General features: G+C 38.1%; 12 protein-coding genes. 10 read left to right on the top strand and 2 right to left on the bottom strand.

What is annotated here, in order from left to right; translation table 11 throughout:
• Nucleotides 1-79: 79 nt before the first annotated feature.
• On the top strand, nt 80-658 hold the full coding sequence (locus IEX29_RS14365; protein ID WP_188735068.1) for a ComE operon protein 2: 579 nt from the start codon (nt 80-82) through the stop codon (nt 656-658).
• Nucleotides 655-2,946, top strand: coding sequence for a DNA internalization-related competence protein ComEC/Rec2 (locus IEX29_RS14370; protein ID WP_188735069.1), 2,292 nt, complete (start codon nt 655-657; stop codon nt 2,944-2,946). Before IEX29_RS14365 ends, IEX29_RS14370 begins: the two co-directional genes overlap by 4 nt.
• A gap of 243 nt (nt 2,947-3,189) precedes the next feature.
• Here IEX29_RS14370 and IEX29_RS14375 read toward each other — a convergent pair whose 3' ends face one another.
• Nucleotides 3,190-3,324, bottom strand: coding sequence for a YqzM family protein (locus IEX29_RS14375; protein WP_077601258.1), 135 nt, complete (start codon nt 3,322-3,324; stop codon nt 3,190-3,192).
• A 391-nt stretch (nt 3,325-3,715) separates the two neighbouring features.
• Between IEX29_RS14375 and holA the strand changes: the two genes are divergently transcribed.
• Nucleotides 3,716-4,720, top strand: coding sequence for a DNA polymerase III subunit delta (gene holA / locus IEX29_RS14380; protein ID WP_229720228.1), 1,005 nt, complete (start codon nt 3,716-3,718; stop codon nt 4,718-4,720).
• Between the two features lie 111 nt (nt 4,721-4,831).
• Here holA and rpsT read toward each other — a convergent pair whose 3' ends face one another.
• On the bottom strand, nt 4,832-5,089 hold the full coding sequence (gene rpsT / locus IEX29_RS14385) for a 30S ribosomal protein S20 (protein ID WP_188735070.1): 258 nt from the start codon (nt 5,087-5,089) through the stop codon (nt 4,832-4,834).
• A gap of 357 nt (nt 5,090-5,446) precedes the next feature.
• Here rpsT and gpr point away from each other — a divergent pair, with 357 nt between their 5' ends.
• From gpr to grpE, 7 genes are all read left to right on the top strand, one after another.
• The gene (gene gpr, locus IEX29_RS14390; protein WP_188735071.1) at nt 5,447-6,553 is read left to right on the top strand and encodes a GPR endopeptidase; all 1,107 of its coding nucleotides are present in this window, start codon (nt 5,447-5,449) and stop codon (nt 6,551-6,553) included.
• A gap of 190 nt (nt 6,554-6,743) precedes the next feature.
• On the top strand, nt 6,744-7,907 hold the full coding sequence (spoIIP, locus tag IEX29_RS14395) for a stage II sporulation protein P (protein WP_188735072.1): 1,164 nt from the start codon (nt 6,744-6,746) through the stop codon (nt 7,905-7,907).
• Nucleotides 7,908-7,918: 11 nt separating this feature from the next.
• Nucleotides 7,919-8,212, top strand: coding sequence for a hypothetical protein (locus IEX29_RS14400; RefSeq protein ID WP_188735073.1), 294 nt, complete (start codon nt 7,919-7,921; stop codon nt 8,210-8,212).
• Nucleotides 8,213-8,389: 177 nt separating this feature from the next.
• Complete coding sequence (lepA, locus tag IEX29_RS14405) at nt 8,390-10,198, top strand: translation elongation factor 4 (protein WP_188735074.1); 1,809 nt, start codon at nt 8,390-8,392, stop codon at nt 10,196-10,198.
• 619 nt (nt 10,199-10,817) lie between these two features.
• Nucleotides 10,818-11,999: a radical SAM family heme chaperone HemW gene (hemW, locus tag IEX29_RS14410; RefSeq protein ID WP_188735075.1), complete on the top strand. Its 1,182-nt coding sequence runs from the start codon at nt 10,818-10,820 to the stop codon at nt 11,997-11,999.
• 76 nt (nt 12,000-12,075) lie between these two features.
• On the top strand, nt 12,076-13,107 hold the full coding sequence (hrcA, locus tag IEX29_RS14415; RefSeq protein WP_188735076.1) for a heat-inducible transcriptional repressor HrcA: 1,032 nt from the start codon (nt 12,076-12,078) through the stop codon (nt 13,105-13,107).
• Nucleotides 13,108-13,211: 104 nt separating this feature from the next.
• Nucleotides 13,212-13,772: a nucleotide exchange factor GrpE gene (grpE, locus tag IEX29_RS14420; RefSeq protein WP_188735077.1), complete on the top strand. Its 561-nt coding sequence runs from the start codon at nt 13,212-13,214 to the stop codon at nt 13,770-13,772.
• Nucleotides 13,773-13,777: the final 5 nt, after the last annotated feature.

A 13,777-nucleotide genomic window follows, 5' to 3' on the forward strand; every position in this document is an offset into this window, starting at 1 on the left:
ATATTTGATAGAAGAATATTTCTTTATAAATGGAATCGTATAACTCTTGTAATACAAAACAGAGAAAGAGGTAATAATCATGGAGAGAATTGCTTGGGATCAGTATTTTATGGCTCAAAGCCAACTGTTAGCTTTAAGAAGTACATGTACCCGCTTAATGGTCGGGGCTACAATTGTTCGGGATAAACGCATTATTGCCGGCGGTTATAACGGCAGTGTTTCCGGTGATGTTCATTGTATAGATGAGGGATGTTATGTCATTGACGGTCACTGTGTACGCACTGTACATGCGGAAGCTAATGCGCTTCTTCAATGTGCAAAATTTGGTGTGCCTACGGATGGTGCAGATGTCTATGTAACACATTTTCCTTGTCTACAGTGTACAAAGCAACTTATTCAAAGTGGAATTAAAAATTTATTTTATGCAGAAGATTATAAGAACCATCCTTATGCAATCCAGTTATTTGAAGAAGCTGGTGTGAAAACACAAAAAGTGCCATTAGTTGATGCCATGGTTGACACGAATTTTATGGAAAAGAATGCTTTTGTTTACAAACTTATGGAAAAGTTAGATTCATTAGACTTGAGCTCATCGGAAAAAGCGAAAATCCAAGCCGATGCGGACAGACTTTTTTTTAATGAAAGCAAAACACATTGAGAGGTTATTGGCATTTCCCTGCTATTGCAGGGGTAATCGCCATTTTATATCAATTGCTGGATATAAAATGGCTTCTCCTTCTTTTCATAGCGTGGTTCTTATGGCTGAAGCTCCTGAAAAAACTTGATATCAGTGTATGGCTGATTACCGTATGCAGCTTTATCGTCTTTAATTATATTATTCCTGTGATCCCGCAAGCACCCTTTGAAGAAAGCTCTGTAGAAGCAGAGGTTACCGGGAAAATTGAAGGAGAGGTAAAGCTCAGCTCCAAACAAATACAATTCACTCTTAATCCGCCAAGTAGTTCCTCTAACCTTCTAGTCACTTATTTTCCCGAAAAAAATGAAGATTTTCGCGATATTCCTCTAAAGCATTCGCTATTTCACGGATCACAATGTACCATTCGTGAAAGTATTGAAATCCCTCCTTCAAGCACTAACCCTGCTCAATTTGATTTTCGTCAATTCCTCCTGCAAAAACAAATTACCCACCAGGCAGTTTTAAAGGATTTTAATCATATTGTTTGTACTCCAGAAAGTGGCATACTTCCTTTATTATATAAACTGAGAACAGATTTGCTGAATAAAATGGAATATAGATCGAGTAATTATAGTGCTCCGTGGATTAATGCAATTGTTTTTGGAGATGCTTCTGGAATAGAGGAATCAGTAACAGAGCTGTTTCAGCGGTTTGGATTATCGCACATTATTGCTATTTCAGGTACACATGTAACATTAGTAATTGCTTTTATATATTTGATTCTTGTAAAAGGAAATATAATTACAAAAGAGAAAACACATCTATTCTTACTTATTTTCCTTCCTATGTACTCTATACTGGCGGGAGCTAATCCGCCTGTGCTTCGTGCGGCTTCCATGATGGTAGTGGTGCTGATACTTCAGAAATACAGGTGGAAACTTCCGTATTCTGATTTATTTTCTATCATTTTTATGATTTTTATTCTTTGGGAACCTTATATTATTTATAATGTGGGCTTTCAGTTTTCTTTTTCAGTAACCTTTGCAATTCTCCTGTCTCAGGCATGGATCCGAAAAACAAAATCTCCAGTGTGGAATATCTTCCAAGTGAGTTTTGTTGCGCAGATGGCAATTCTTCCGCTGCAGATTTATTATTTCAATATCTTCCATCCGCTGTCTATTTTAATGAATTTAGCAGTCATCCCTTATTTTACCTTCTTCGTCATTCCACTTATGTACACATTTGTACTTATTCATTTTTTACCTGGTAACCTTTTGTCTATCGCAGATCGGAGCTTTGCATTCATCCATGATAAAGTTCTGATATTTATGGAAGCAATTGATGATATATTATTCCCCCCTATTTATCTAGATCAATTATCTATATGGAGTGTTGCCATTTATTTCACTTGCTTTTTGCTGTTTATGAAATATTTAGAACATAAACAGCAAAAACGGGCATGGATAGCTGGAATTATTTTTATAATGTCTATTTTAATAACTGCAGGCAAGCCTTATTTTCAGGAGGAAGGTATCGTAACGATGTTTGATATGGGGCAGGGAGATGCCATACTGGTGGAGGCGGCCAGGAGAGAAGCTGTTATTATGATTGATGCCGGAGCTGCTTTTCATTTTGAAGATATGGAACCGACGAGGGGAGTGTACAAAAATATTATTCGGGCCTATTTCCATCAACGCGGAATTAAGGAGCTTGATGCAATTATTGTTACGCATGATGACGTAGATCACTTTGGGAGTATCCGCTATATTTTAGAAGAGGTTAAAGTCAAAGAATTAATAGTAAGCCCCTATTTTGATGAGGAGCTGTTAAAAGAATTTCAAGAGGTGCAGCCTGATTTATATATAACGCAGGCAGAAGCAGGAGATTTTCTGAACTTTAATGATTCTTTGTCTTTTCAGGTTTTAACGCCTGATACAGATGCTGGAAATTCAAATGATAATTCAATTGTACTTTATGCAAACCTTGGCTTGAAATGGTTATTTACAGGTGATATCAGTAAGGAAATAGAAGAAAAAATAACACGTAATTATCCGGAACTGAAGATTGATATTTTAAAGGTTGCACACCATGGCAGTAAAACCTCCACAGGAGAATCATTTATAGAAGCTGTTCAGCCGCATACAGCTCTAATTTCAGCAGGGAGGAATAATCGATTTAATCATCCGAATGAAGAGGTGCTGGAGGTTTTGGAGGATAATCAGGTACATGTTTACCGGACAGATGAACAAGGGGCAATTCAATTTTTTTATACAGATGAAGGAGGAACCTTTTCAACCTTTTTACCATAAAATAAAATGAGAAAATAGAGATAGTATAAATCACTCAACTTTCGCACCTTAAAAAATAACTTGCTTATCATTGAGGCATGTGTTGATCATTCCTTCCACCTATCTCTCGACAAAGCATAAACTCTAGCTGGAAAGAAGGTAATATGTGTGGCCGCCTCCGCTAGAAAGGGTGTTCTATACTGTTTAATACAACAAAAAAGAAGAGATGTAATCCCTTCCTTTTTGACCTTTTATCTCTTTTATTTATCGGCCAATCACGCTGATGGTAACACCAACCGCAAAAATAATAAAGAAAAAGAGAAATGAAAAGGTAAATCCTTTAATGGAGTCTACTACGTCGCTTCCTTTATACTGCGGATCTTTTTCGAATTCGTTCAAGACATACCCCTCCTATACTCACAATTATAGTATAAATCATACACATAAAAAAATCCACATTATTTAAAGGATTCCAGACTAATGCGGTATCAGCCATTTTTAGCAACAGTTGTCATCTATACTTTTTGCCTGTAAGCACAAATTATATATAAGAGGATGAATACGCACTATAAGCAAATATCGTTTTTAAAATTTGTTTCTAGAGCAGATTTTAAGACGTTTAATATAGATGCTTCATAAGGGAGAATGCAAAATACTTGCGTTTCTTCCTTTATTTTTTTGTTGCGTTTATGCGTGCTTCCTTATAGGATAAAAAGAGATGAATTTATTGATTGCATAGATATCACAAATTGTGAAATGAAATTTTGTTTAGATGGGAAGCGTAATATTCATGATGGATCAGATCACGAAAATAAAAAGTAATCAAATTCAGCCGGTTTACTTTGCTTTTGGAACGGAATCGTTTTTTCAGGAGCAACTAAAAAATCGGCTGATAAAAACAGTATTAGATGGAGATAAGACGAATTTATCCCTGTATGATTTAGAGGAGACATCCATACAAGAGGTTTTAGCAGATGCTGAAACCTTCCCGTTTTTCGGTGAGCGCAAATTAATATTTGCCAGCAATGCTTCTTTTGTTAAAACAAAGCCCGATAAAGCGCCGTTTGAGCATAATTTAACATATCTGCAGGAATATTTGGAAAACCCGCCTGAGTACTCTGTTTTGCTTATTATAGCACCGTATGAAAAATTGGATGAGCGTAAAAAAGTAACCAAACAATTAAAAAAACTGGCTTATTCCGTTGATTGTCAATCTGTTAAAGAAAAAGATGCAAGAACGTGGATTCAAAGTCTGGTGAAATCATATGGAATACATATTGATCAGGAGGCAATGGAAATATTGGAAGCAGAGGTTTCTAATAACATTCAGCTTCTGCAGAGTGAAATTGAGAAGCTGGCTCTTTTTGTTGGAGAGAATGGTACGGTTACCAAAGAAATTGCACAACGACTAGTATCGCATACTCCAACTACAACATCTATTGCACTTGTTGATGCTGTTATGAAAGGGAGTATTCAGGAAGCCATTCAAATTTACCAGGATTTAGAGAAAATGAATGAAGATCCGATTGCAATGATCGGTTTACTCGCCTATCAATTTCGGATGATTTTAAGGGTGAAGCAATTAAAGAAGAAAGGTTATTCCCAGTTTCAAATTCAGAAGAATATTGGTGCACATCCATATGTCATTAAGGTAGCTATGGCAAGAGAGGCGAGATTATCAGAAGAGCGCTTGTCTTATATTATTTGTCAGCTTGCAGATGCGGATGCCAAAATGAAACAGGGGCTGATGGAAAAAGGGCTGGCGTTTGAGCTGCTGTTAATGGATTTAGTGTAGGCAGCTGAAGGTATTAGATAATCATAGTATACAATTTCTATAAAACAGTAAAAAAATAAAAGGTGAAGTATCTGCGGGAATATCCGGGATTACTTCACCTTTTATTTATTATTATGCGTTAACTTTTTTAGCTAAACGAGCTTTTTGGCGATTTGCAGCATTTTTGTGGATAATCCCTTTTTGAGCTGCTTTATCGATATGCTTGCTAGCAGTTTGGTATGCTGCTTTTGCATTATCAGTATCGTTTGCTTCAACAAGTTGTTCTACACGTTTAATCTCTGTACGCATAGCAGAAAGCTGTGAGACGTTATTAGTACGTTTCTTTTGGTTAACTTCTACGCGTTTAATTGCAGATTTGATATTTGCCATGTTAATTCACCTCCTAAAAAGTGTACGATTTAAAAAAACATGTTTAAGTATGCTTTAATCAGTTGTCAATTTTTATCCGTACGACAAGATGTATTTTACCAAAGCTACCCCATCTTTTCAATAGAATTGTTACTTAATCAACAAATTGGTATGAAATAATTAAAGGCGTACATGCTAAGAATGTAAAAATACAGGAGTTTATCATGGTATAAATGTTTATGATTTTCACCGGCTGATAAGAGGATAGATGAATGTATCACGGTGCAAATCTATTGAGATGGGACGAGTGTTCGCAATTTCAGTCCTATAATATTTTATTTATGCTAATAGTACGCATTGAAAAAGGTGGATGAGGTTATGAAAAATAAAAATATTGAGGAAAATTTTCAGGTGAGAACGGATTTAGCTGTGGAAGCAAGAGACATGTATACAGAAAAGAAAGAAAGTAAAGAAGACAAAGAAATTGCAGGAGTTACCTTTAAAGAAACCACGATAAAGGATGTAAAAATTTCTTACGTCACTATCGACGAAACAGGTGCCGGGCAAATTGGAAAGAAGCCCGGAAATTATGTCACCATTCATGCTGACGGTGTAAAAAAACAGGATACAGAGAAACAGCATCAGGCGGCGAAGATATTAGCGAAAGAGCTGGAGCATTTAATAAAAAAACAGGGTCTGTCTGACAATGCTTCATGCTTAGTGGTTGGTTTAGGGAATTGGAATGTAACTCCTGATGCTCTGGGGCCGATGGCGGTGGAAAAGGTTCTGGTAACCAGTCATTTATTTCGCCTACAGCCGGAATCTGTGGCAGAAGGCTATAGAGAAGTAGCTGCTATTACACCGGGAGTGATGGGAGTAACAGGGATTGAAACCAGCGATATTATTTTTGGAATTGTAGAAAAATATCAGCCTGACCTTGTTATTGCTATTGATGCTCTTGCCGCCAGATCGATCAGCAGAGTGAATGAAACGATCCAATTATCTGATACAGGTATTCACCCGGGCTCAGGTGTAGGCAACAAACGAAAAGAAATAAGTAAACAGACACTTGGAATGCCTGTCATCGCTATTGGTGTGCCGACAGTGGTAGACGCAGTAACAATAACAAGTGATACGATAGATTACTTATTAAAGCACTTCGGGAGAGAATGGAAGGAAAAAGATGATCCGTCAAAATCCTTAACACCTGCTGGTATGAGTTTCGGACAAAAGCAGTTAACGGACGAGGATCTGCCTGATAAAGAGCAGCGTGAAAAGCTGTTCGGTATAGTTGGCGGATTATCCGACGAGGAGAAAAGGCAGCTGATTATGGAAGTATTGACGCCAATTGGCCATAATCTAATGGTTACTCCCAAAGAAGTGGATGGATTCATGATTGATATGGCTGAGGTAATAGCAAATGGATTGAACGCAGCTTTGCATGAGACGGTCACAATAGATAATTTTTCAAGCTATTCCAGATAAGCTCTATTAGATGGTGTCCAAAAAGTCGCTGGGCTTTTTGGATCCGCACTATTCGTATCAGTCCTCTTTTTTCTTTTCAGGACACATACTATTAAGTCTATTTTTTTCTTATTACACGGTTCTACTTTCTCTATTTTACTCATAGATTAAACTATAGAGTTGTTAGAGAAAGGTGGCATCGTGTATTTTTATGAAAAAAAATAATTGGAGTAAAATAGTACAAACCTTTTCTCGACGAAGCGGGATTTACATTGTATTTTTTGTCAGTATCTTTTTATTAATCAGCGTTTTGACAGCTGTCCAGCCTGCATATCGGTTTTCATCAGATATGCTCTCGAATTGGACAAAAGAAATGGATAGTACAATTTTTTATCATTTAATTACGATGGAAAACAGGGCCTATGAGCAGAGCTTTCCAGAGGGAGAAGCTGAAATACCAAAACTGTCCGGTTTATTTTTTGAATTGACGTCTAATGTGAAGCCAACAGATCCCAGAAGCCTTTTCGGAAATGAAATTCCGGGGTTTGCAATATTTGATAATCAATTATTAATGGCAAGTGATAATGATTTTACTCACTTTCCAATCGAATCTAACCCGCCTTTAGAAGAAGTGTTACGGGATAGAGAAGCAGTATTGACAGAAGAGGAAGAAGCAGAAGAGGACACAGAAGAAGAAATAGAGAATGAACAGACTACCGGAGACCGGGATGTTGTTTTTATTTATAACACACACAATAGAGAGTCATTTTTGCCGCATCTGCCCAACGAAACGAACCCTGATGCTGCAATGCATGGAGAAATTAATATTACAAAAGTCAGTGACCGTTTAGCAGAGGGACTTGAGCGAAAGGGAATTGGAACACAGGTGGATAAGACAGACATCGGGGAGCTGCTCAATGAATTGGGGATGGGGTATAACCAATCTTACGAAGCTTCCCGTGATGTGGTTGAGGAAGCTGTAGCAGGCAATCAGGAGATTCAATATATGTTTGATCTGCATAGAGATGCGCTCCGGAGAGACAAGACCACACAAACTATTGAAGGAGAAGATTATGCGAAAATTCTATTTGTGATCGGCACCGGGCATCCAGATTATGAAAACAATTTGAAAGTAGCGACCGAATTACATGCCTTAATAGAAGAAGCTTATCCTGGAATGAGCCGGGGAGTATTCCAAAAGGATGGATCGAGCGGCAATGGAATTTACAATCAGGACTTGGCAGAGAACGCATTACTCATTGAGTTTGGCGGAGTAGATAACACAATGGAGGAGCTATACCGTTCTGCAGATGCTTTAGCAGAAGTGTTCAGCGAATATTATTGGGATGCAGAGGCAGTACAGTCTAATCAATAAGGAGAGATTTGATGCGAAATATTATTATATTATTATTGCTTGTCATCTTTTTTCTGGGCGGACTTGTATTCGGTATGCAAAAGAATGAAAAGGCTGAACAATCTGCTATTCCAGATGAGTCTGCTGTTGAGGTAGCAGAGGAGATAAATGAACAAGAACAAACAATTATCGCCGAAACAGATGTGCTGGAGGAAGGTAATTATTCCCTGACAAATCGCACGGCGGCGACCATGGAAGGAATTGTTAAAGGGTTGTTTGAAGTAATTGTCTCTATCATGTATGGGATAGGAGAGCTGTTTTTCTGAAAATGAGCCAGTTCAGACATTTATTTTGAGAAAAAAATTCAACGATAAGAAGGTTACTTATTAGTTAATCATTGAATCTCGGGGCGTCAATTGCTATAATCAATGCTAGTAATTGACGCCTTTTTATTGTGGAAAGAAATTTAGGTTGTACAGGAAAAACTTAGGAGTGTGCGTGAAATGACGAATAAAAAAAGAAACGTCAGAAATTTTTCGATCATTGCTCATATTGACCACGGAAAGTCAACATTAGCTGATCGGATTCTTGAAAATACAGAAACAGTAACGAAACGTGAAATGAAAGAACAGCTGCTGGATGGAATGGATTTAGAGCGTGAACGCGGCATAACCATTAAATTAAATGCAGTACAATTAAAATATACAAATAAAGCCGGAGAAGAATTTATTTTCCATTTGATTGATACACCGGGCCATGTTGATTTTACATACGAGGTATCCAGAAGTTTAGCTGCTTGTGAAGGCGCTATTCTTGTGGTGGATGCTGCCCAGGGGATCGAAGCGCAGACGCTCGCAAATGTTTATTTAGCAATGGAAAATGATCTGGAGATTATTCCGGTAATTAATAAAATCGATTTGCCGAGTGCAGACACTGAAAAAGTTAAAAAGGAATTAGAAGATGTTTTAGGAATTGATGGTGATGAAGCAATCTTAGCTTCTGCAAAAGCAAATATAGGAATTGAAGAGATTCTTGAGCGTGTGGCTGAGGTTGTGCCGGAGCCGCCCGGAAGCGCGGATGATCCGTTAAAAGCGTTAATCTTTGACTCACTTTATGATTCCTACCGCGGAGTTATTGCTTATGTCTGTGTGAAGGAAGGCTCTGTTAAAGTCGGGGATAAAATTAAAATGATGGCTACCGGCAAAGAGTTCGAGGTAAATGAAGTTGGTGTATTTACACCGAAGCAGCTTCCTCAAAAAGAATTAACAGTCGGTGACGTTGGTTATTTAACTGCGTCGATTAAAAACGTCGGTGATTCACGTGTCGGGGATACAATTACATTAGCTGACAGACCGGCAGATGAAGCACTTCCTGGTTACCGCCGTTTGAATCCAATGGTGTTCTGTGGACTCTACCCGGTAGATTCCAATGACTATAATGATTTAAGAGAAGCTTTAGAGCGTTTGGAGCTGAACGATTCCTCTCTGCAATATGAAGCAGAGACTTCTCAGGCCCTCGGCTTCGGCTTCCGCTGTGGATTCTTAGGACTGCTCCATATGGAAATTATTCAAGAGCGTATTGAAAGAGAATTTGGGATCAGCTTAATTACAACAGCTCCAAGTGTTATTTTTGAAGTAGAGCTGACAAATGGCGAAGTGGTTTCTGTGGATAACCCGTCAGAAATGCCTGATCCGCAAGTGATTCAGGAAGTTCGTGAACCTTACGTAGAAGCTACTATTATGGTTCCGAATGACTATGTAGGGGCTGTGATGGAAATTGCCCAGAAGAAACGCGGGAATTTTGTAGATATGCAATATCTGGATGATATTCGCGTCAATGTGGTCTATCATATTCCGCTTTCGGAAATTGTTTATGATTTCTTTGATCAGTTAAAATCACAGACAAAAGGATACGCATCATTTGACTATGAATTAATCGGTTATCAGCCTTCCCGTCTTGTGAAAATGGATATCCTGCTCAACAGTGATTCCATTGATGCGCTATCGTTTGTTGTTCACCGTGATTTTGCTTATGAGCGTGGAAAGCGGATTGTAGAAAAGCTGAAGAAATTGATTCCCAGACAGCAGTTTGAAGTGCCGATTCAGGCAGCAATCGGCAATAAAATTGTAGCCAGATCCAATATTAAAGCAGTCCGTAAAGATGTAACTGCAAAGCTGTATGGCGGAGATATTACCCGGAAAAAAAAGCTTCTTGAAAAACAAAAAGAAGGTAAGAAGCGAATGAAAATGGTAGGTTCTGTAGAAGTTCCGCAAGAAGCGTTTATGGCTGTTCTGAAGATGGATGAGGATTAAATACGGATTTAACGCAAATTTTATATCGAAACATATATTTTCATAAGTAAAACCCGTCGTGGCAAAGATACATGCTTCTGACGGGTTTTTGAATTTTATAGGTTCTCCTATGCGGATTGATGAATTGTATTTGATTCAGTTGTATTAAACGGCATAGAATCCTTTTCTAGCGGAGGCAGACCGTTTTGACTCCTGAGGGAGCATGCCCCCAGGCAGGCTAAGGTCGCAACGTCCTGGGGTTGCGATTACTCACCCCATCGAAAAGAGTTGTACGTCGAAAGCAAAACGGTCCGCCGCAGCGGTCACACATATTACCTTCTTTCCAGCTAGAGTTTATGCTTTGTCAAGAGATAGGTGGAAGGAACGATCAACACCTGTCTCAATGGTAAGTAAGTTATTTTTTGAGGTGCGAAAGTTGAGTGATGTACATTACAGCCCGTAAGAATGATAGTGAAACATATGTAAATATGATAAAATACAGTACATTGTCTTTTATTCAATCAAAGACTTTGTCTTCGGTATTTGAAGATGAACGAATAATTACAGGTATATTTCCGTATGAAATGAAGAAACTCCTGTTGATTGACGATTTATTTTTAGTAAGAAAGGAAGTCAACCAATGCAAGTTCAGTCAGTATATATTCACATTCCTTTTTGCAAGCAAATTTGCCATTACTGTAATTTTGTAAAATATTACTATATGGAGTCAAAGGCAGATGCCTTTATAGATGCATTAATAAAAGAAATTGATACAGCTATTCCAGGAAGAGGAAATATCTTCCGGACGATTTATATGGGCGGCGGAACGCCTACAGCTTTGTCCATCAGCCAGCTACAGAAGCTTTTTCAATTTTTAAATGAAAAATTTGACCTTACATCATGCGAAGAATTCACGATTGAAATTAACCCCGGGGATATTGATACAGAAAAGGCAGCATTGCTTCATGATTATGGAGTAAACCGGATTTCCTTCGGTGTGCAGGTAATGGACGATGACATGCTTGAAAAAATAGGCCGTATGCATCGTGTAGCAGATGTTTATACAACAGTTGATATTTTGACACAGGCAAAGTTTACAAACATTAGTCTGGATTTAATTTATGCTCTCCCCGATCAATCCGTTTCCCACTTTGAAAAAACATTAAAAGAAGCCCTGCAGTTTGGACTTCCGCATTATTCAACCTATGCACTGCAAATCGAACCGAAAACCGTGTTTTATCACAAGCGGAGAAAGGGAGTGCTGCATCAGCCTCCAGAGGATGATGAAGTAGAGATGTATCAGCTGCTTCAGGAAAACATGAAAAAACAGGGCGTGCTTCAGTATGAAATAAGTAATTTTGCCAAGCCGGGGTATGAGAGCAGGCATAATTTAACATACTGGAATAATGACTATTATTTTGGATTTGGAGCTGGAGCTCATGGATACCTGCCAGGAAAACGTACAGCAAATTACAAACCTTTGGGAACTTATATGAAAGAAATCCACCGCAACGGTTCTGCAGTTGAACAACTGGAAGAAATAACGCTGCAGGACAGAATTGAGGAAGAGTTGTTTTTACAGCTGCGAAAAGCGGAAGGAATTGATGAGAAGGTATTTCGACAAAGATATGGTGTAGCTTTGGAAAAATTATATGGGAATGAATTAGAGCAATTAATTCATGATAAATTATTAACATATAACACTGGAAGCTATGCCTTGACGAACATAGGAATGCTTCTGGGCGACAGAGTTTTCGGGAAGTTTTTACTGCTGGAGGACTTTGAACAAAAAATTATTGCGGCAAAAAGCCAAACTGTTTGACAAAATAAAATGAATTTGATAATTTTATTATAGATTTAGCACTCAAAACATGAGAGTGCTAACAGAGGTGATCATCATGTTAACAGATAGGCAACTTATGATATTGCAGGTGATTATTGATGATTTTATAGAATCTGCTAAACCGGTCGGGTCCAGGGCACTGTCTAAAAAAGATACTTTACCGTACAGTGCCGCAACGATTCGAAATGAGATGGCGGATTTAGAAGAGTCAGGTTTTTTAGAAAAGACGCATACCTCTTCCGGACGTGTACCTTCAGAAAAAGGATATCGTTATTATGTCGATCATTTAATCGGTCCTGAGATTTATCAGCATGGACTGGGTATCATTGAAAGATTAACAAATAACGGGATATATGAATTTGAACAGATTGTACAGACGGCAGCAGAGGCTCTTTCTAAATTAACAAATTATACGTCAATCATTCTTGGACCGGAAATGTTTGAAGCAACAGTAAAGCAGATTCAGGTTTTAGCACTATCCGATCAATCAGCAGTAGCAATTTTAGTAACAAACACAGGTCATGTAGAGCATCGATCCTTTACTTTGCCAAAAGGAGTTTCATCATCTGATCTCGAAAAGCTGGTAAACATTTTAAATGATCGCCTTCATGGCATTCCGCTTTATAGAATTCCTGAGGTGATTCAAAATGAAGTAGCTTCCCTGATGATGAAATATATGAATGGACTAGATTCTTCACTCAACTGGATTCGAACACTCTTTACGCAAGAGCAGGCGGTAAAGCTTTATTTTGGCGGAAAAGCCAATATCCTGATGCAGCCGGAATTTAATGATGTGGATCGAATTCGTTCATTTTATTCCTTAATGGAGCGTGAGGACGAAATTGTAAATCTCTTGAAAAACTCTAACCAAGGTATTAAAGTTTCTATTGGTCATGAAAATGAAGTCGAGGAGATTAAAGACTTGAGTTTGATCACTGCTTCTTACCACATTGGCGGAGGCCAGATGGGTACTATTGCATTAATCGGACCTACGAGAATGGAGTATAAAAAAGTATTATCCTTAATGGAAAGCATCTCCAGGGAAATGACTGGTGCAATGGGAAAATGGTATAGTGATAAATCATAAATTGAGATACCAGCGTTATAAAGAAATCAATGATTTTGGTTTTCAGTCTATATCTTCTATGATATAGTTTTTAATTGGAAATTAGAAAAGAGGTGCCCGAGTAGATGTCAGAGAATGAAAAAAGAGATGAAGCAACACAGGAAGAACAAGAAATTATTAATGAGACAATAGAAGAAGTGAATGCTGATTCTGAATCTGTCGAGGAAAATAATGAATTAGAAGTTCAAATTGAAGAACTGAAAAATGAAAAAGAAGAGCTTACAAATCGTATGCTCCGCTTGCAGGCTGAATTTGATAATTATAAAAGACGCACATTAAAAGAACGTGAAGCAGATCGTAAATATAAAGCACAGGATATGGTGCAGGAACTGCTCCCGGTTATGGATAATTTTGAACGCGCCCTGCAGGTAGAGGTATCTGAAGAAAACAAAAGCATACTTGAAGGAATTGATATGGTATATCGTCAATTACAAGATGTTTTTGCTTCCCAGGATGTTTCAATTATTGAAACAGAGGGTGCTGACTTTGACCCGAATCTCCATCATGCAGTAATGCAGACTGAAGATGATTCGATTGAAGCAAATAAAGTGGTTGAAGAGCTGCAAAAAGGCTATCTTTTAAAGGACCGGGTTATCCGGCCGGCTATGGTAAAAGTCAATAAATAACCTAA

Source organism: Oceanobacillus neutriphilus (assembly GCF_014645515.1).
GTDB classification, from domain to species: domain Bacteria; phylum Bacillota; class Bacilli; order Bacillales; family Amphibacillaceae; genus Oceanobacillus; species Oceanobacillus neutriphilus.